The sequence below is a fragment of the Gordonia sp. SL306 genome, assembly GCF_026625785.1.
Classification (GTDB): domain Bacteria; phylum Actinomycetota; class Actinomycetes; order Mycobacteriales; family Mycobacteriaceae; genus Gordonia.
In genome coordinates this window covers 3,116,082-3,135,259 of sequence record NZ_CP113063.1, presented here as the reverse complement: position 1 = coordinate 3,135,259, position 19,178 = coordinate 3,116,082, and the positions used below count along the sequence as shown (strand labels likewise).

Here is a 19,178-nt window from a genome sequence, read left to right as displayed (position 1 = left end):
ACGAACGGCTCCGCCGCTCCGTACCCCGCCTACCTCGGCGCGACCTCCGACCACGGCACCGTCAGAACGTTGTCGACGCTGCGGCCCCGGGGGATCACGACGTCTGTCCCCTGCGCACGGAGCAGCGTCAGCGCCTGACGCCAGCGAATCCGCGGACCGTAGGCGGCGTGCGTCGCCGCCACATCCCAGCACCGATCCGCGAGTTGCAGGAGCCGGTGGACGGGTTCGCCGGGGACGTTGCGGTGGATCAGCACCTTGGGCAACCGCTCGGCGAGTTCGGACGGCCGTTCGGTGTGCTCGGGCGACCAGCACAACGTCAACGTGCGCGGCCCGTCGGCGTCCAGGACAACCCAGCAGCAACGACGGCCGATCTCGTCGCATGTGCCTTCGACGATGAGCCCGCCCGGCGCGAGTGCCGCCTGCATCTGCGCCCACGCCGCGGCGACCTCGTCCTCGTCGTACTGCCGCAAGACATTGAACGCGCGGACGAGATGCGGGGTGAGACCGGCCAATTCGAAACCGCCGAGCGCGAACCGGACACCGGCACGAGGTTCCACCACGCGTTCGGGATCGATCTCGAGACCCACCATCCGGAGTTCCGGAGCGACCTTCCGCAGACGCAGTGCCATCTCGACAGCGGTGTCGGGGCGGGCGCCGTATCCCAGGTCGACGACGACCGGCTGCGGCACGTCACTCAGGACTCGGACGATCGCATCGTCGTGGACCATCCATCGGTCCACGCGCCGAAGGCGATTGATGTTGGTGGTCCCCCGCGTGATCCGACCGACCCGTTTCATCCGCCGCGCCCGGACGAGGATCTCAGAGGTTCTTGGTGACCCAGTCGGCCGCGTACTCGGCCTCGGCCCGGAAGAGATCGACCAGGTTGACCAGCATCAGCTGCTCGAGCTTGCCGTTGACGAACGGGATGAAGACCTTGACCTCGCTGGTCTTGCGGATGGTGCAGCCGGTCTCGGTGGGGAAGAGTTCCTGCCAGCCGTTGAGGCTGCCCGGGCCCGCCGGGATGGAGGCGTTGTAGTTGCCCTTGGTGTTGTCCGGGTCGAATACACCGAACGACTCCTCGCGGGTGATGACCATGTCCTTCATCAGGACGGTCTGGGCAAGCGGCGGGAGTTGGTCGCGCCCGATCGTCTGCTTGAGGACGACCTTCATACCGGTCTCATCGGAGGTGAAGGACTCGACCTCGCAGTGTGGCGAGATCATCTGGAACCCCGCCATCATGTCATCCCAGTACTGCCGGGTGTTCTGTGCCTGGTAGAGAGTCTCCGCGGGGTGGGTGAAGCGCGCCGAGTAGCTGAGCCGTCGTGCCATGGCGACCAGGCTACGTTACCGATTCGTTGCTTCCCAAGTCACCGTCTGCTCACGCTCGGAATCGAGGAGCTCGATGAGCTGGTCGATGATGGCCTTCTCGATTTTGCCGCCGACGAACGGGACACTGACCTCGACGTCGGCCTGATATGTCGCCGACGCCGGGTCGCCACTGGCCACCAGGGTTCCGTCGACCTTGGCAGGCGCGCCGGCAACCGTGGCGGTGATCTCGCCGGTGATCTGATCGCCGGCGAGGGTGAAGGTGCTGCGGCGCGGGATCTCCAGATCGCCCGGTCGGACCTTGGTGACGATGGACGGCAGCTTCTCCTCGGGCACACCCTGCTGCATGGTGACCGTGATCGTGTCGTCGGCGAACTCGAACGACTCGAGCTTGCCGTGGCTCGAGTTGATCGCCTCGAGCAGATCGCGCCAGTACTGTTCGGTCGAGAGGACTTCCCAGAGCCGCCGTACTCCGAACGGGTAGGACACCGCGTGCTCCATCTTGCTGGCCATGAGGGGGAGAGTACCGGACCACCGAAATGCCGCTACGGTTACTCGGGTGACCGATTCAGGGGTGAACCGACCCGCGCCGGCAGCTCAGGGAACCCGTCTCGCCGAGCTCACCACGCTGCGACTCGGTGGCCCCGCGCGCGCCGTGGTGCGATGCCCCGACACCCGCAGCCTGGTCGACGAGATCACCGCCCTCGACGGCAGCGCCGAACGTACCCTGCTCGTCGGCGGCGGCTCGAATCTGGTGATCTCCGACGACGGTTTCGACGGCACCGCCATCCTCATCCAGAGTTCTCGCATCGAGTTCGGCTCCGGCCGGGAATCGGGCCGTGCGCATGTCACCGCCGATGCCGGCGTCGACTGGGACACCCTCGTCGCCACCACGATCGGAGAGGGCTTCGGTGGGCTGGAATGCCTTTCGGGCATTCCGGGTGCCGCGGGCGCCACACCGGTGCAGAACGTCGGTGCGTACGGAGTCGAGGTCGCCGATCTGTTGCGCAGCGTGCAGGTCCTCGATCGGCGGGCGGCCAAACTGCGGTGGGTGGCGCCGACGGAACTCGGATTGGGGTACCGCACGAGCAGTCTCAAGCACCGCGACGACCACGTCGTCGTGGCGGTCTCCTTCTGGCTCAACGACGATCGGGTCAGCCAGCCAGCCACTGCGCTACCGCGAGCTCTCGGCGGCGCTCGGCATCGAAGCCGGGGAACGTGCGGACGCGAGCGACGTCCGCGAACAGGTACTCGCCCTGCGACGTGGCAAGGGCATGGTCCTCGACCCGGACGACCACGACACGTGGAGTGCGGGATCGTTCTTCACCAACCCGATTCTCGCTACGGGCGCAGCCGACGTCCTGGAACAGATCCACCGCCGCGTCGGGCGCGACATCACCGTCCCCACCTATCCGGCCGACGACGGCGTGAAGCTGTCGGCCGGGTGGCTCATCGAACGTGCCGGCTATGCGCGCGGATATCCCGGCCCGTCGTCCCCGGTCCGACTGTCCACCAAACACACTCTCGCGCTGACCAATCGCGGCGACGCGACCACCGACGAGTTGCTCGACCTCGCCCGGGACGTCCGAACCGGGGTGCAGGAGGCGTTCGGCGTGACACTGCACCCCGAACCCGTCCTGGTGAACTGTTCGATCTGACGCGGGCGGTCAGCTCACCGGACTCGAGGCCCGCGCCGACTCCGCGACGATGTCGTCGAGGATCTCGTTGAAGCGCACGTCGGCCTCGATGCTCGACATGTGCCCGACGCCGTCCAGGACGATCAGTTCGCGGAGACTTCCGTTGCGCCGCAACACCTCGGCCATCTGCTCGGCGTGTACCGGCGGGGTCAACCGGTCATCTGTGCCGACGACCACGGTGGTCGGCACGGTGAGCGCGTCGAGTCCCGCGGTCACATCGAGCTTGCCCATCGCCGAACCCCAGCCGGCCCGTGACCGGGGCGGGCAGCCTGCGATCATCTCGTCCACGAAATCGACGTGGGCCTTGCGAGCGTTGGGGCCGAGCGCGATGTAGTGGGAGAACCGCGAACCGTAGGGAGTGCGCGGGATCGGCATCGGTGTCGAGGTGAACAGTTTGCTGACGGCGCTCTCGAAAGGCTTGGTGTACCGCGGGAGATCGACCGGGATCAGCAGATGGTTCTGCATCACGGCCTTCGCCGCGGTGGAGGTCAGCGCGACGCCCGAGACCAGCGAGCCCACCTTCTCCGGGTACTGCGCGGCCCACGACATGATCGTCATACCGCCCATGCTGTGTCCGACGAGGATCGCACGGCGGCCCTCGGGAACCGCCGCCGACAACACGGCGTCGAGGTCCTGCCCCAGCATCGCGATGGTCGGCCGGGTGCGACCGAGTTGACTCGTGCCGTGCCCGCGCTGGTCGTAGGCGACCACGTCATGCGTACGGGCCAGGTGGTTGATCTGCGGGTACCAGTAGGCGATGTTGCAGGTCCAGCCATGCACCATCACGACGATGTCACCGTCGCCTGCCTCCGCAGGCGCGTAACGCTCGACGTTCAGACGGGCACCGCCGACCGCCTCGACCGGGATGCGCTCCGGCTCCACGGTGGGCACCGCGAGCAGATCGTCGGGACCGTCATCGACAGCCCGTTCGGCACGGAAAGCGTCCCGGGCCAGGCCCGCGAAGATCGTTCCGATGCCGACTGCGATCGCGCCGGCCCCCGCGGCCACCACCGCTGCTGTCGTGATCGCCAGTGATCGTTTGTTCATCATCTCCCCCTCGGGCCGCCGCAGTCAGTCCGTGCGATCGGCCACGGTCCGTGCCCCGTCGGTGTGTTCACCGACGTCCACAGTGTCGGCATCCTCGCCGCGCCCGGTGACTCCGGCCCCGGTTTCCGGCGCTGCCGGATCCTCGTCCGTCGAGGCATCGAAATAGGTGCTGGCCTCGCCGATCGCCACGGAGATCTGCTTGTCGAGCGCCTGCCGGAAGGTCGACTCGACGATCTCGTGGGCCATCGGCCGCACGGTCTGGATCAGTTCGGCCATCTTGCTGACCTGCTCTTCGCCCAGGTCCGGCAGGTTCTCGTCGAAGTACTTGTCGGTGATGATCGAGACGAAGCTCTTCGCGACGTCCTCGAGATCGTCCTGGACGCGAACCCAGCGGTCGAGCAGGACGTCGATGTCCACACCTGCCTTGACCAGGGTCTCCGCGCCTTCGAGGAGCTCGGGATTGCGGATCGCATAGTGTGCGCCGTCCTTGGCGAGCAGTCCGAGCTTCTGGCTCAGCGCGATCGACCGGTCGGTCGCATTCAGCGTCTTGCGGAGCTCGGTGATGGTGATGGTCGCCGCACGCTTGAAGTTGCGGAACCGGCCACCCTTCGGGGTACCGCGCAAGATCTGCTCCACACGCATCCCGTAATGGGCCGCATGCAGGAGTTCACTGATGGTGGCGAAGGTGTAGCCGCGTTCGAGCATGCGGGAGATGAGGTTCAGCCGGACGAGGTGTTCGTCGGAGTACCACCCGGTGCGCCCACGGATTGCCGGGGCAGGCAGCAACCCGCGGTCTTGGTAGACGCGGATGTTGCGCACGCTGACCCCGGACGCCTGAGCCAGGTCGTTGATCCGATACTCGGCCATTTCGCCAGTGTATTCAGTCGCGACCGATGACCCTAACGACCGGCCGCGAGTTGCCCGGAGGGATCGGTCACGCCTTCTTGCTGAACCACCGCTTGCCCTGGATGTCGTCGACGCGCGGCCGCACGTCGACGAGATAGACGAGCATGGCCACCACACCGATCAGGCCGAGGAAGTTCACCGCACCGAACAGCCAGATGAACAAGGTCGCGGCCGCGAGAATCGCCACCCAGATGACCTTGCTCTGCCGGTCGACGGCAGGAAACGCATCGGACCGTTGGAGAGCCGCATGCACCAGCGCCACCGCCGACGCGACGCCGGCGATCACGGTCAAGGCCAGCAGGATCAGGTTTTGCCCGTAGGCCATCACACTCAGAAGGTCCACGCCCCCACTTTAGACATGTCCCGCGGTTCGCGATTCGGACGAACCCGTCAGGCCTTCTTTGCAGCGGACTTCTCGGCAGGCACCTTCTTCGCCGTGGCCTTCGTGGCCGGGGATTTCTTCGCTGCGGCCTTCTTCGCGGGCACCTTCGCGGCGGTCGCCTTCTTCGCCGGCGCCTTCGCGGGTGCCTTCTTCGCTGCCGGGGCCTTTCTTGCGGGAGCCTTCTTGGCCGCGGTCTTCGCCGGAGCCTTCTTCGCTGCCGGAGCCTTTTTCGCCGGAGCCTTTTTCGCCGGGGCTTTTTTCGCCGCGGTCTTCACCGGAGCCTTCTTGGCGGGCGCCTTCTTGGCGGGTGTCTTCTTCGCGGGCGACCTCGTCGACGGCTCGAGTACCACCTCGTCCGCCTTCCCACCGGTCAGGCCGGCAAGGGCAGCGGCCCGTTCTCCGACCGCGCGAGTCTGGCCCGAGATGCTGCCGAGGGCATCCTCGGTGAGACCCACGGCGTCGTTGTAGACCTTCTCCAACTTGGGCAGGTTCTCTTCGACGAGCGGTTGGGCCTTGAGTCGCTCCACCACCTCTTCGCCACGTTCGGACAGTGCGGTGAGCAGACCGGCCGCGACGGCCAGGTAGGCCTCGGCAACCTTGCGGAGCTCCTCAGGGGTGAACCGGGTGCGCAGGTCCTCGATCTCGGTGGGGAGTTCCACCGGGAGCGAGGACAGTTTGGTCCTCGCCTCCTCGAACAGTGCCAGAGCCGAATCCCGCGTCTCGTCGACCCGTGCCTGCGCCTTGCTCTGGGCGTCACCGAGTCGCTTCTGCGCTTCGTCACCGGCGGCCTCGCTGCGCTCGCGGAGGTCGGTGAGCAGGGCGGTCACCTGCTCGATCACGGTGTTCATCGGGTTCTCCGGCATTGGCTTCACTCCTTGGCGTCGGTGTTCTCTCTTCGGAACGACTCATAGATCTCGAGCAGCATCTGTTTCTGGCGTTCGCTGATCGAGTCATCGGCGAGCAATGCATCGCGAACCGGCCCGGCCGGACGCTCCTCGAGAATTCCGGCACGCACGTAGAGAACCTCGGCGGACAGTCGCAGGCCCTTCGCGATCTGGGCGAGGACGTCGGCCGACGGCTTGCGGAGTCCCCGCTCGATCTGGCTCAGGTACGGATTGCTGACGCCGGCACGTTCGGCCAGCTGCCGGAGCGACACCTCGGCCGCGACCCGTTGTGCGCGGATGAAACCGCCGATGTCCTGGGCGGCTGTCGCCACCGCATCCTGGGCGGCAGTGGCCACGGCCTCGACAGTTTCCACCGGGCCCGTCGAACTGTCGTCGTCGGCCGATGGCTTCTCGCCTCCGGCCGGCTCGGGCAGGTCGTTCTCGTGCGCCGTCATCACACTCCCGTTACATTCCCCGTCGCTCCGCTCGCCCCGGTTCCTGCCACCAGTATCTTCGGGTGTGCTAGCTAGTGCAAGCAGAGTGCTAACCGAAGATCAGCACGGACACCGTGTAGATCGCGAGGCCTGCCAAGGCCCCGACGACCGTCCCGTTGATGCGGATGAACTGGAGATCGCGGCCGACCTGGAGTTCGATCTTGCGACTTGTCTCGTCGGCGTCCCATCCGCGGACCGTCTCGGTGATCACCGAGATGATCTCCTGCGAGTAGTTGACCGCGACGTGGCGGGCCGCCCGCGCCACCCAGCCGTTCATCTTCTCCTGCAGCGGACGGTCGTCCCGGATTCGAGTGGCCAGCTGGATCACCGCGTCCGACAACGAGTTCCGCAGTGTGCTGTTGGGATCGGTGAGCATCTGCTCGATGACGGCCTTGCCTGTCTTCCAGGCCGTCGAGGCCGCATCCGAGACCTCGTCGCGGCCGATCAGCTCCTGCTTGATCGCCTCGAACCGAGCGATCATCTCCGGATCGTGTTGCAGGTCGTCGGCGAACTGTTCGACGAACTGATGCATCGAACGGCGGAGCTGGTGATCCGGCTCGGTACGCACCTTGTAGGTGAAGTCGACGAGCTCGCGATAGATCTTGTCGCCGAGCATGGCGTTGACGAACTTGGGTTTCCACGACGGCCCGACATCCTGGTCGACGACACGGTCGATCAGATCCTGGCTGCCCAGGGCCCACTCGTGGGCACGGTCGCACGCCAGCTGGAACACCGGCTCGAGCCGATCCTCGGCGATGAGCTGCTCGAGAATCCGGCCGAGCGGCTGCGCCCATTCGGGCTCTCCTGCCCATTTGATCGCGTACATGATCAACTTCTCGACGTCCTCGTCGCGCAGCATTTCCGCAGCGAGCGAGATCATCCGCGCCGCCTCATCGGACACCCGCGGGGCGTTGGCCGGGTCGGCAAGCCAGGTGGACAGGCGCCGGGGCAGTTCCAGGCTGGTGGCACGGTCTTCGATCACGTCCGGGGTCATGAAGTTCTCTTCGATGAATCCCCCGAGCTGATCGCCGATGTCGTCCTTCTTCTTGCGGATCAGCGCAGTGTGCGGAATGGGCAATCCCAGCGGATGCCGGAACAGCGCGGTGACCGCGAACCAGTCGGCGAGGGCGCCGACCATGCCGGCCTCGGAAGCGGCCCGGACATAGCCGACCCAGGCGGCGACGTCCACTCCGTCACGATGTTCGAGATAGCGGGTGAAGAGGTACACGACTGCCGCGAAGACCAGAAATCCGGTGGCAACCACCTTCATCTTGCGCAAGTCGCGACGGCGCGCGGCGTCGCCGGCACCATCGGAACCGAAGCCGAGAGATGACTGCGGCGGCTCCTGCGCAGGTGGACGGTCCGGCCCACCGGATACGTCCGAAATGACTGTTGGCGGCATTGGACCAGTTTTACCCGCCACCCACTACGCTAGCTAGGTGATGGCCAATCGCCCGAGCCCAGCCGCGGCAGCCCGTGCCGCCGTGGCCGCCGCCACGAACGTGACCCGGGGCCTCGAGCAGGCATTGATCAGCACCGTCACCGACGGCGTCGCCAAACCCGACGGCCGGCGGCAACGCTGGGAGAAGCACAAGGCGGCACGACGGACCGAACTGACCGACGGCACCATCGACGCGGTACGCACGCTCGGCGCCGACGTCGGGATGGACGAGATCGCCGCACATATCGGTGTGTCCAAAACCGTTCTCTACCGGTACTTCACCGACAAGAGTGATCTCGGTGTCGCCACCGCGGTGCGCTTCTTCGAGACGATGCTGCTGCCACGCCTGACCGAGGCGATCACCGACGATGTCGACGAGTACACGCTGACCCGCACTGCCATCGGCGTCTACGTGAACGCGGTCGCCGACGAACCGAACCTGTACAAGTTCGCGCTGACCAGCCCGCCGTCGTCGGCGGCCACCGCCGACTCGGAGAAGCTGGTCGCACAGCTGATGACCGCCGCTCTCGTCCTGCGGATGACCGAGCGCGACGCCGACATCTCGGGCGCCGAGGTGTGGTCCAACGCGTTGGTGGGCGCGATCCAGCGCGCGGTCGACTGGTGGATGACCGAACGGTCCATCCCGGTGGGCGACCTGATCGACTACCTGACGATGCTGTCGTGGAGCTCCATCGTCGGCATCGCGGCGTTCAACGGTTCCCGGGAGGCGTTCGTCGCCGCACCTCCGCCCCTTCCGGAACCACCCATCACCGACGACGGAATCGAGGACACCGAATGAGCCGTACCGCACTGGTCACCGGAGGCAGTCGCGGAGTCGGACAGGGTGTGGCCACGGCGCTCGTCGCCGCCGGCTGGACCGTCTACGTCACGTCACGTCACGGGACCGGGCCGGACGGGACCATCGCACTGGCCTGCGACCACACCGACGACGATGCGGTTGCCGAGGTGTTCGCCCGCATCGAGCGCGACACCGACGGACTCGACCTTCTCGTCAACAACGCCTGGGCCGCACCGCGTGGCTTCGGCGGCTTCTCCGACCGGTTCTGGGAACGTCCGGTCGACGACTGGGACACCCTCATCGACGTCGGATTGCGTGCCCACTACGTCGCGTCTGTTCACGCCGCCCGGATGATGGTCGCGCGCGGCAGCGGGCTGATCGCCTCGATCTCGTCCTTCGGTTCCCGCGGTCATCTGCATTCGGTCCTGTACGGCATGAGCAAATCGGGGCTCGACAAGATGTCGTTCGACATGGGTCATGAGCTCTCCGGTACCGGTGTCACCGCGGTCTCGCTGTGGCTGGGTCTCATCCGGACCGAACTACTACTCTCCCTCGGGATCGACGAGTTCGCCGGATTCTCGTTGCAACGCGCCGAGGACCCGGAGTTCGTGGGACGCGTGATCGACGCCCTGGCAGGCGATCCCGATCTGGGCGACCACAACGGCCACACTCTGGTCACGGCCGAACTCGGCGTCGGATACGGCCTCGCCAACAATGATGGGACCACACCTGATTCGCATCGCGAGGCCTTCGGTGGCGGACCGTTGTTCCCACCCGCCACCGCGGCGGCCGAGTCGCTCGGCTGACACTTCCCGACCAGGAGGACACGACCGATGGGTAAGCACACGAAAACGGGCGGGTGGACCACGCCCGCTGTCGAGGCGCTGCGCGTGACGGCGACCGGACCGATCGCCGGATTCGACCCATCGTCCACCCCTGGTTTCGAGGGCGACAAAGACAGTGGCGCAGCCCTTCTCACCGAGCGTGGTGCCGTCCTCGCCGATCTTCAGGAGTTGCTGTATGCCAATGGCCGAGCCGGCGACAAGCGATCGGTGCTGCTCGTCCTGCAGGGTATGGACACGGCCGGCAAGGGCGGGATCGTTCGTCACGTCGGAGGACTGGTCGATCCGCAGGGCCTCACCATCTAGGGGTTCGGCAAGCCGACGCCGGAAGAGCTGTCGCACGACTTCCTGTGGCGCGTGCATCGCGCCCTGCCACCGGGCGGCCGGATCGGCATCTTCGACCGTTCCCATTACGAGGACGTGTTGCCCGTGCGGGTCCACGATCTCGTACCGAAGTCGGAGTGGGAGAAGCGCTACGAGGTGATCAACCAGTTCGAGCGCGACCTCGTGGCGTCGGGGACGACGGTCATCAAATGCGCGATGGTGGTGTCGAAGTCGGAGCAGAGGGCGCGTTTGACCGAACGCCTCGAACGTCCGGACAAGTACTGGAAATACAACCCCGGCGACATCGACGAACGCGGCTTCTGGGACGACTATCTCGAGGCCTACCAGGCGATCTTCGACCGGTGCGACAGCAGCGACGCGCCCTGGTTCCTCATCCCGGCCGACCGCAAATGGTTTGCGCGACTGGCGATCTGCGAGCTGCTGATCAACGCTCTCGAGCGTCTCGACCTCGAATGGCCGAGGGCGGACTTCGACGTCGAGACGGAAAAGAAGCGTGTGGCCGCGCTGGCCGACTGACTCCGTACACAGATGCAACCTGAGGGGGGGTTCCGCGACAATTATTGTCATCGCCTCTCGCTCACGTTGCAGTTGTGTACGACCTGCCACGGAACACGAGGGCTCGAGTTCAATCCCGCTCTACGTTCTTGCCGCCCCCGTGCTGGCGTGAATGTATCTTGGCAGTCGAAACAGCTGCGCACAGCAAAGGGGGGATCACAATGGGCGACGGGGCATCCTCGCGATCTGATCAGGTGGCGGTGTCGCCCGACGACCTGCACCACGATGGATATCGCCTCGCGGGCTGGCAATCGGAATCCGACGATGTCTATTCGGGCGCGCACGCCGAGATCGAGAGTGCGGTGGCGTCGGGTTGGGTCGGAGCGTCGGCCGCTGCCGTGAGCTCTCGCCTGGAGTCGATGCGATCTGCCGCACAGGCATTGACCACTCGGATGGGGGACCATTCGACCCATTTCCGAACCTCTGCCGTGCACTACACCACCAGCGACGATTCATCAGCCGGGCGAATCGAAGCGGCGACCGCGCAACCGGGCGAATCGACCCTGAATCTCTGATCGACGAGGCGGATGCGCCCTCATCTCGTCGTGTCGGCTGAGCGCGGTGCTCCCGCCCGCAGCACCCCATAGGCCACCAATCCGATCACCAATCCCCAGAACGCTCCCCCGATCCCGAAGAAGGTGACCCCGGAGGCGGCGGCGACGAACGTCAGGGCGGCGGGTACACGTGTCTCGACCGCGGTGAACGCGCCGACGATCGCGCTGGCAAATGTCCCCAGAAGCGCAAGGCCGGCAACGGCTTCCACGAGGCCACCGGGCGCAACGGCCGCGATCGTCACCAACACTCCCGACAACCCGGCCAGCACCAGATAGGTGATCCCGGCGGAGACGCCTGCTACCCAGCGTCGTTCCCGATCCGGACCGGCCTCGTCGCCCGCGGCCAGCGCCGCCGACAGCGCGGCGAGGTTGATGGCGTGGCCTCCGAACGGCGCGGCGACCAGGGTGCCGACCCCGGTGACGGACATGGCGGCGCGCCACGGCGTCACGTATCCGAACGAGCTCAGCACCGCCACACCCGGGATGTTCTGCGAAGCCATGGTCACGATGAACAGAGGCACCGCGATGCCGATGATCGCCGCCGCGTCGAAAGACGGGGCGGTGATCGACAGCGTCGGAAACCAGGTCGCCGAACCGAGGCCGTCCGCGCCGTCGACGGCGAGGTGGATACCGATGACCACCAGCGCGGTCACCAGCGCCAGCGGCAGCGCCCACCGGGTCAGCCACCGTGTCGCGAGCAGCCAGACCCCCAGAACGGGAATGGCCAGCGCGGGGACATCCACCAATGAATGCATCGGCGCGAGGCACAGCGTCAACAGCACACCGGCGAGCATGGCCTGCGCGATCGGCGTGGGGATCCGCGAGATCAGATCCCCCAACGCGGGCACCAGGCCGGTGACCAGGATCAACAGCCCGACAACGAGGAACGCGCCGACCGCGGCCTGCCACCCGGCGTCGTAGGACGCACCCATGCTGACCAGCATCGCGGCCCCAGGAGTCGACCAGGCGAGCGTGATCGGCGCACGGGTTCGCACGCTGAGGACGATGATCCCCACGCCGAACACCACCGTCAGGGCCAGCAGCCCCGACGCCGCCTGTTCAGCCGTCGCGCCGACCGCACGCAAACCGGCCGTGACCACCGCGAACGACGAAGTGAACCCGACGAGCGCAGTGACGATGCCCGCGACGATCGGCTGCTGCAAACCGGGTTGTGCTGTGCTGGTCACCGGAGTGAGGCTACCTCAAACGTTCCGTAAACAGAACGCGATCTCGATCGAGGTGGAAGAATCACGGCCTGTGACCGTCGAACACCGCAGGCAAGCTGTCGGCAACCGAATCGCGGCCCTGCGCGCCGACCGCGGACTCTCCCTGTCCGAGCTCGCCCGCCGCGCCTCGATCGGCAAGGGTTCGCTGTCGGAAATCGAAGCCGGGCAACGCAATCCGACTCTCGACACGCTGTACGCAGTCGCCGGACCGCTCGGTGTCCCGCTCACCGCACTTCTCGGCGAGGAGGCCGGGACCGAGGGCAGCGGCGAGTTCCTGCGCGCCCAGATCCTGCACGTCGAGCATCATCCGGACGGCGCGACCACCGAGGTCTTCTGGCTCCGCGTCCTGCCCGGCGGGGTCCGCACCTCCCCCGCACACGGCGCAGCGGTCACCGAGAACGTCCATGTGGTGACCGGCGCGCTCGAGGCCGGTCGCGCAGGTTCCGAACGCCACGCCGAACCGGGCGAGACCCTGCAGTGGATCAGCGACGTCGAGCACACCTACCGGAGCGAGACCGGTGCCACCGCGGTGCTCACCATCCACTCCCCACCTCAGTGAACGCGCGGCGACGACCACACCCCACAACGCCGGAATCCACCTTCGCGTGCGCAAAGGTGGATTCCGGTGAACGGGGCGAACGGATCGGCCCCATGCTGAGGTCGTCTAGTTGGCGGCCTTCTTGGCAGGTGCCTTCTTGGCGGGTGCCTTCTTTGCCGGCGCCTTCTTGGCAGCGGCGATCTTCTTCGCCGGCGACGCGTTGGCGGTACGACCCTTGGCCTCGACAGTCCCTGCGGCGCCGCCGATCTCATCCGCGGCGTCGGCGGTACTGGACTTGATGGTCTGGCCGGCCTCTTCGATGTCGACGGCAACGTCCTCGACCCGGCTGCTCACCCGGCCGGCCAATTTGGCGGCGCGCTCACCGACGACGCGCGTCTGCGACGACACCACACCGAGGGTATCCTCGGTCAGGTCGACGGCGTCGCTGTAGACCTTGCCCGCACGGTCGAGGTTCTCCTGGACGACCGGCTGCTGACGAAGACGCTCGACCGTCTCCTCGCCACGCTCGGCGAGCGAGTTGTAGAACTCGGTGGCGGACTCGAGGTATCCCTCGGCGGCCTTGCGCAGCTCGTCAGAGCTGATCTTGCCGCGCAGCTCCTCGAAGCCGGCCGGAACGTCCTCGGGCAGCGACCCGATCCGGGTCTTGGTCTCCTCGAAGCGTGCCGCGGCGGTGCCGCGGGTCTCCTCGAAGCGCGCCTGAGCATTCTCCGACGCGGACTCGGTGCGCTCGCGCAGCTGCGAGATGATGTCGTTGAACTGGGTGACGACATAGTCGCCTGCTCCCACGGCCGCATAGATCGGATTGGCCAGCGTGCGTGTGGATTCACTCACAGCGAACTCCTCATGAGTTGTGATTTGAGATTGTGTGGTCACCAAATACGCCGTGGCACAAATACTGTCGAATGGTCAACGGTCTCGGATCACTCGACAACGCCGTTGCAGTTGATGGCGCATCGGGGCCATTTACTTGGTTCCATCTCCCAGTATCCACGATCTGCTAGCAAATGCAAGCATGCTGCTAGCACTGGTGGTGGATGTCACCACCAGTTGATCTCCTGTCAACACGGACGATCAGTCGCCGGAGCCGGTCTGCGTCGCGGCGATGCGCCGCCGTTCGCGCCGAGCGGCGGCGACCATGTTGCGCAACGACGGTTCGAGCTGCCAATAGTGCCGCGTCTTCAGACCGCCATCGGGATTGACCCACAGTCGTTTCGGATCGATCGCGCTCGTTGCGCGTCGAATTCGCGCATCGATCTCGTCGATGTCGGGGATCGCCGCACTCCGGCTCTCGTACACGCCCGGACCCACGCCTCGCTGGATCGCCGTGCCGCGCTTGGCAAGTTCGTCGAGCACCCAATCGATCGACCGGGTCGCGACGATCGAGGTCACGTCCGCATCCAAGGCGTCGAACGCCTCGACGACCTGCGCGATGGACGAATAGCCGAGGTGTGTGTGGATCTGGGTGGCCGGCTTGGCACCACCGACGGCGAGCTTGAACGCCGCCACCGCCCAGTCGAGGTAGCCCTCACGTCCCCGCTCTCGCAAAGGCAGGAGTTCACGGATCGACGGCTCGTCGACCTGGATGATCCGGATCCCCGCCCTCTCCAGATCTGCCACCTCGTCACGCACCGCCAGCGCCAACTGCTCGACGGTCTCATGCAGCGGCTGGTCCTGGCGTACGTACGAACGGGCGAGCATGGTGACCGGACCGGTCAGGATCGCCTTGACCGGTTTGTCGGTCAGCGACTGCGCGTAGGTGATCCACTCGACCGTCATCGGTCCGCGACGTTTGATGTCCCCGTAGAGGATCGGCGGCCGGACGCATCTCGAGCCGTACACCTGGACCCAACCCATGTGGGTGAACGCGTAGCCGTCCATCAACTCGGCGAAGTACTGGATCATGTCGTTGCGCTCGGGTTCGCCGTGCACCAGCACGTCGAGTCCGATGTCCTCCTGCAATTCGACGACCCGTCTGATCTCCTCCTTGAGGCGGTCGGCGTAGTCGTCCCAGCCGAGCCGGCCCTGGCCGTAGTAGTAGCGGGCCAGCTGGACATCCCTGGTCTGCGGAAACGAGCCGAGGGTGCACGTCGGCACCATCGGCAGACCAAGGGCCTTGTCCTGCGCCTTCTTGCGTTCGATGTACGGCGCACGCTCGCGTTGGTCTGGACGGATGTTGGCAACTCGTTGCCGTACATCATGTTTCAGCTTGAAGTCGACCTTCGTAGGTCGCGTGTACCAGTGTTCGGGGGCACCGTCGGCGATGGCCTTCGCGAGCGCCACCACCTCACCGACCTTCTGCTTCGCGAACGACAATCGGTCGGCGACGTCACCGGGGATGTCGGGCTCGATCAGCTTGTCGACCGGAACATGCATCAGTGTGCAAGATGTGGAGACGACGATGTCGGGGATGTGCTTCTTGATCTCCAGCAGATAGTCGAGCTTGCCGCCCTTGGCGGCTTTCCACACATTGCGCCCGTCGATGACGCCGGCATACAGACGCTTGCGCTTGAGCCCGGGGACCTTCGCCAGCGCAGCTGCCGACATCGGCTCGCTGACCAGATCGACGCCGATCGCCTCCACCTGGGTCCGCGCCAGGATCGGCAGTGCCGCACCGAAATCCCCGTACTGACCCGTGACCAGCAACCGCGGGCGCAGCCCCGCATGGGACAGCTGCGTATAGGCGTGGTCGAGCAAGTCGAGTTCGGCATCGGACCGATCACTGGTGAACGCCGGCTCATCGAGCTGGACACACTTGCAGTTCTGCTTGGCAAGTCGTTCCAACAGGTCGACGTAGGCGGGTAACAGATCATCGAGGCGATCGAGTGGTCGGAAATCCGCCGGCGCATCCGGCGCAGGCTTCGACAGGAGCAACAGGCTCACCGGCCCGAGGATCACCGGGCGCAACTCGATTCCGTCGGCGCTCGCACGCCGGTGTTCGTCCAGCAACCGTTGCGCGAACTCCGGGGCCGCGGTCAGCGAGAACTCGGTGTCAACACCGATCTCCGGCTGCCGGTAGTGGTAGTTCGTGTTGAAGAACTTCACCAGCTCCAACGGCGGGAAATCGGGTGTGCCGCGTGCCATCGCGAAGTAGTGGTCGAGCGGTGCGAGGCCGGCGCGCAACGGTTCGAACCGTGCGGGTACCGCACCGAACAGCAGCGCGTTGTCGAGTACGTGGTCGTAGAACGAGAAGATGTTGCCGGGCACCTGCTCGAGCCCGGTGGCGGCGAGTTCACGCCACATCCCGTCGCCGATCTCCCGGCCGGCGGCGAGCAGCTGGTCGAGCGAACTGCCCTGATGCCAGTAATCCTCCAGCGCCTTCTTGAGCTCGCGGCGGGCGCCGATACGAGGGTAACCCAGGATCGACGATCCGTATTCGATCTCCTGCGTCGAGCTAGTCATCGGTAGACCCTATCCGCAGTTCCCGACCCGATGGGTGACCTCGGTTCGCTCACCCGATCATCATGAAGGGGCTTGTGCGGCTTACTTGTTCGCGCCGTTCTCGCCATATTGGTAGAAGCCGTGCCCGGCCTTCTTGCCGAGGCGTCCAGCCTCCACCATGCGCAGCAACAGCGGCGGCGGCGAATAGAGCGGCTCCTTGAACTCCTCGTACATCTTGTCCGCGATGGCCTTCACGGTGTCGAGGCCCACGAGGTCGGTGAGCTTCAGCGGGCCCATGGGGTGGGCACATCCGAGCACCATCGCCTTGTCGATGTCCTCGACGGTGGCGAAGCCGCTCTCCACCATGCGAATGGCCGAGAGCAGATACGGCACGAGCAGTGCGTTGACGACGAACCCGGAGCGATCGGCCGAGCGTACGACCTGCTTGCCCAGGATGTCGTGGGCGAAGGCCTCGGCGCGCTCGGTGACCTCCGGCGTGGTCATCAGAGTGGTGACGAGCTCGACCAGCGGGAGCACGGGCACCGGGTTGAAAAAGTGCATGCCGATCACTCGGTGGGCATTGGCGGTGGCCATGCCCAGCTTCATGATCGGGATCGACGAGGTGTTGGACGCCAGCACCGCGTTCGGGTCGGTGACGACCTTGTCGAGTTCCTTGAAGATCTCGGTCTTGACCGCTTCGTCCTCGACGACCGCCTCGCAGACGAGCTGACGATCGGCGAAGTCGCCGAGATCGGAGGTGAACCGGAGGCGCCAGGCAGCCTGCTCGCGCTCACGCTCGGTCAGCTTCCCGCTGGAGACGCCACGATCGAGCGACCGCAGGATTCGGGCACGACCGGCCGCAGCGAGTTCGCGCGTTGACTCGTAGACAAGGACGTCCGCATGCGCGCGAGCGCACACCTCGGCGATGCCGGCACCCATCTGACCGGCGCCGATGACGCCGACGCGGGAGATCTTTTCGGTTGCCATGGTCGGCTCCTCGAATCTGAAAAGTTCGGTGGTGGTCTATCGATCGGGCCCCGGATAGCGACGAACCCGGGGTGGGCAGAGGATCACCCCGCCCACCCCGGATGTCATGTCAGGCAACGACTATCAGGCCGCAACGCGACTTCTCAGTGGAACTGCCCCTCTTCGGTCGAACCCTTCAGCGAAGTGGTGGAGCTGGTCGGGTCGACCGTGGTGGCGATGTTGTCGAAGTAGCCGGCGCCGACCTCGCGCTGGTGCTTGACAGCGGTGAAGCCACGCTCGTCGGCGGCCTTGAACTCGCGGTTCTGCAGATCGACGAAGGCGGTCATCTGCTCGCGGGCGTAACCGTAGGCCAGGTCGAACATGCCGTAGTTGAGTGAGTGGAAGCCGGCCAGCGTGATGAACTGGAAGGTGAAGCCCATGGCGCCCAGCTCGTTCTGGAACTTGGCGATGGTGCTGTCGTCGAGGTGCTTGCTCCAGTTGAACGACGGGCTGCAGTTGTAGGACAGCAGCTGGTCCGGGAACTCCGACTTGACCGACTCGGCGAACTTGCGCGCGAGCTCGAGGTCCGGGGTACCGGTCTCCATCCAGATCATGTCGGCGTACGGAGCGTAGGACTTCGCACGCGCGATGCACGGCTCGATGCCGTTCTTCACGTGGTAGTAGCCCTCGGCAGTGCGCTCACCGGTGACGAACTGCTTGTCGCGGTCGTCGACATCCGAGGTGATGAGGGTCGCGGCCTCGGCGTCGGTACGCGCGATGACGACCGTCGGGGTGCCTGCGACGTCCGCGGCGAGGCGGGCCGAGTTCAGGGTGCGGACGTGCTGCTGGGTGGGGATCAGCACCTTGCCACCGAGGTGGCCGCACTTCTTCTCCGAGGCCAGCTGGTCCTCCCAGTGGGTACCGGCGGCACCGGCGGCGATCATGGCCTTCTGGAGCTCGTAGACGTTGAGGGCGCCACCGAAGCCGGCCTCACCGTCGGCCACGATCGGCACGACCCAGTTGTCCACCGAGTCGTCACCCTCGACGCGGGCGATCTCGTCGGCGCGCATGAGCGCATTGTTGATGCGTCGGACGACCGACGGCACCGAGTTCGCCGGGTACAGCGACTGATCGGGGTAGGTGTGTCCCGACAGGTTCGCGTCACCTGCGACCTGCCAACCCGACAGGTACACGGCCTTGAGGCCGGCGCGCACCTGCTGGACTGCCTGGTTACCGGTCAACGCGCCGAGCGCGTTGATGTAGCTGCCGTCTCCGGCGTTGACGCCCTCCCAGAGGATCTCGGCGCCGCGGCGGGCGAGGGTCTGCTCCTCGACGACCGAACCCTGGAGCTCGGCCACCTGCTCGGCGGTGTAATCGCGCTTGACGCCCTTCCAACGCGGGTTGGTGTCCCAGTCCTGCTGGATCTCCGCGGCGGTGCGTGGCTTTCCGACGTTGCTCATGCCTACTTCGCTTTCGTTGTCCTGCTGCGACCCGGTGGCGCCCGAGCCGGTGTGCTGACAGACAGTGCCCGTGTCGCGCTGAGTCGGTCGCAAATTGTGCGAACAAATCAACGCTGTCCGGTGGTGCCTGTGACAAGGGTGCCACAGAACAAACATGCAGGTCCAATCCCTTTCATGTGCAAAATTAGGCAAGGATCTGGAAAGCTTTTGCAAAGTTTGCAAACCTGGTCGTGTGAACGTTTCACCCACCGACGCCAAAAAGTACGCGCGTACTGCGTTTTTGGCCGCGGGGACGGGCGTCGGCCGGCGGGCCCAGG

18 protein-coding genes and 2 pseudogenes are annotated in these 19,178 nt (G+C 65.9%); 6 read left to right on the top strand and 14 right to left on the bottom strand.

The window, feature by feature from the left end; translation table 11 throughout:
* Positions 1-29: 29 nt before the first annotated feature.
* From OVA31_RS14290 to OVA31_RS14280, 3 genes are read right to left on the bottom strand one after another with little or no spacing between them, the layout of a single operon-like run.
* A complete protein-coding gene (locus OVA31_RS14290) occupies positions 30-797 on the bottom strand; it encodes a class I SAM-dependent methyltransferase (protein WP_267627292.1) in 768 nt (255 codons plus the stop codon).
* A gap of 22 nt (positions 798-819) precedes the next feature.
* Positions 820-1,329, bottom strand: a complete 510-nt coding sequence (locus tag OVA31_RS14285) for a DUF2505 domain-containing protein (RefSeq protein WP_190266615.1) — start codon at positions 1,327-1,329, stop codon at positions 820-822.
* 15 nt (positions 1,330-1,344) lie between these two features.
* Positions 1,345-1,839: a DUF2505 domain-containing protein gene (locus OVA31_RS14280; protein WP_267627291.1), complete on the bottom strand. Its 495-nt coding sequence runs from the start codon at positions 1,837-1,839 to the stop codon at positions 1,345-1,347.
* Between the two features lie 46 nt (positions 1,840-1,885).
* Between OVA31_RS14280 and OVA31_RS14275 the strand changes: the two are divergent.
* Positions 1,886-2,984, top strand: a pseudogene (locus tag OVA31_RS14275) (UDP-N-acetylmuramate dehydrogenase).
* A gap of 9 nt (positions 2,985-2,993) precedes the next feature.
* Here the strand turns inward: OVA31_RS14275 and OVA31_RS14270 are convergent.
* From OVA31_RS14270 to OVA31_RS14245, 6 genes are all read right to left on the bottom strand, one after another.
* Positions 2,994-4,070 carry an alpha/beta fold hydrolase gene (locus tag OVA31_RS14270; RefSeq protein WP_267631532.1) on the bottom strand — a complete coding sequence of 359 codons (1,077 nt, stop codon included), beginning with the start codon at positions 4,068-4,070 and terminating at the stop codon, positions 2,994-2,996.
* 24 nt (positions 4,071-4,094) lie between these two features.
* Entirely contained in the window at positions 4,095-4,937 is an 843-nt protein-coding gene (locus OVA31_RS14265) for a MerR family transcriptional regulator (RefSeq protein ID WP_267627290.1), read from the bottom strand.
* 67 nt (positions 4,938-5,004) lie between these two features.
* Positions 5,005-5,301, bottom strand: coding sequence for a DUF2516 family protein (locus OVA31_RS14260; protein WP_420714213.1), 297 nt, complete (start codon positions 5,299-5,301; stop codon positions 5,005-5,007).
* 65 nt (positions 5,302-5,366) lie between these two features.
* Positions 5,367-6,221 carry a heparin-binding hemagglutinin gene (locus tag OVA31_RS14255; protein WP_267627288.1) on the bottom strand — a complete coding sequence of 285 codons (855 nt, stop codon included), beginning with the start codon at positions 6,219-6,221 and terminating at the stop codon, positions 5,367-5,369.
* A gap of 5 nt (positions 6,222-6,226) precedes the next feature.
* On the bottom strand, positions 6,227-6,697 hold the full coding sequence (locus tag OVA31_RS14250) for a helix-turn-helix domain-containing protein (RefSeq protein ID WP_267627287.1): 471 nt from the start codon (positions 6,695-6,697) through the stop codon (positions 6,227-6,229).
* Between the two features lie 88 nt (positions 6,698-6,785).
* On the bottom strand, positions 6,786-8,138 hold the full coding sequence (locus tag OVA31_RS14245; RefSeq protein WP_267627286.1) for a DUF445 domain-containing protein: 1,353 nt from the start codon (positions 8,136-8,138) through the stop codon (positions 6,786-6,788).
* 40 nt (positions 8,139-8,178) lie between these two features.
* Here OVA31_RS14245 and OVA31_RS14240 point away from each other — a divergent pair, with 40 nt between their 5' ends.
* From OVA31_RS14240 to OVA31_RS14225, 4 genes and pseudogenes are all read left to right on the top strand, one after another.
* Positions 8,179-8,976: a TetR/AcrR family transcriptional regulator gene (locus OVA31_RS14240; protein WP_267627285.1), complete on the top strand. Its 798-nt coding sequence runs from the start codon at positions 8,179-8,181 to the stop codon at positions 8,974-8,976.
* The gene (locus tag OVA31_RS14235) at positions 8,973-9,782 is read left to right on the top strand and encodes an SDR family NAD(P)-dependent oxidoreductase (protein WP_267627284.1); all 810 of its coding nucleotides are present in this window, start codon (positions 8,973-8,975) and stop codon (positions 9,780-9,782) included. Before OVA31_RS14240 ends, OVA31_RS14235 begins: the two co-directional genes overlap by 4 nt.
* Before the next feature lie 27 nt (positions 9,783-9,809).
* Positions 9,810-10,679 (top strand): annotated as a pseudogene (locus OVA31_RS14230) (polyphosphate kinase 2 family protein).
* Positions 10,680-10,879: 200 nt separating this feature from the next.
* Positions 10,880-11,233 carry a hypothetical protein gene (locus tag OVA31_RS14225; RefSeq protein ID WP_267627283.1) on the top strand — a complete coding sequence of 118 codons (354 nt, stop codon included), beginning with the start codon at positions 10,880-10,882 and terminating at the stop codon, positions 11,231-11,233.
* Positions 11,234-11,253: 20 nt separating this feature from the next.
* Here OVA31_RS14225 and OVA31_RS14220 read toward each other — a convergent pair whose 3' ends face one another.
* Positions 11,254-12,459, bottom strand: coding sequence for a benzoate/H(+) symporter BenE family transporter (locus tag OVA31_RS14220; protein ID WP_267627282.1), 1,206 nt, complete (start codon positions 12,457-12,459; stop codon positions 11,254-11,256).
* 70 nt (positions 12,460-12,529) lie between these two features.
* Here OVA31_RS14220 and OVA31_RS14215 point away from each other — a divergent pair, with 70 nt between their 5' ends.
* Entirely contained in the window at positions 12,530-13,057 is a 528-nt protein-coding gene (locus OVA31_RS14215; RefSeq protein ID WP_267627281.1) for a helix-turn-helix domain-containing protein, read from the top strand.
* A gap of 105 nt (positions 13,058-13,162) precedes the next feature.
* On the opposite strand, the gene OVA31_RS14210 is transcribed toward OVA31_RS14215, so the two are convergent.
* The 4 genes from OVA31_RS14210 to aceA form a co-directional block, all read right to left on the bottom strand.
* Entirely contained in the window at positions 13,163-13,888 is a 726-nt protein-coding gene (locus OVA31_RS14210) for a heparin-binding hemagglutinin (protein ID WP_267627280.1), read from the bottom strand.
* Between the two features lie 240 nt (positions 13,889-14,128).
* On the bottom strand, positions 14,129-16,456 hold the full coding sequence (metE, locus tag OVA31_RS14205) for a 5-methyltetrahydropteroyltriglutamate--homocysteine S-methyltransferase (RefSeq protein WP_267627279.1): 2,328 nt from the start codon (positions 16,454-16,456) through the stop codon (positions 14,129-14,131).
* Positions 16,457-16,537: 81 nt separating this feature from the next.
* A complete protein-coding gene (locus OVA31_RS14200; RefSeq protein ID WP_164307659.1) occupies positions 16,538-17,422 on the bottom strand; it encodes a 3-hydroxybutyryl-CoA dehydrogenase in 885 nt (294 codons plus the stop codon).
* Positions 17,423-17,565: 143 nt separating this feature from the next.
* The gene (aceA, locus tag OVA31_RS14195) at positions 17,566-18,861 is read right to left on the bottom strand and encodes an isocitrate lyase (protein WP_267627278.1); all 1,296 of its coding nucleotides are present in this window, start codon (positions 18,859-18,861) and stop codon (positions 17,566-17,568) included.
* Between the last annotated feature and the right edge of the window lie 317 nt (positions 18,862-19,178).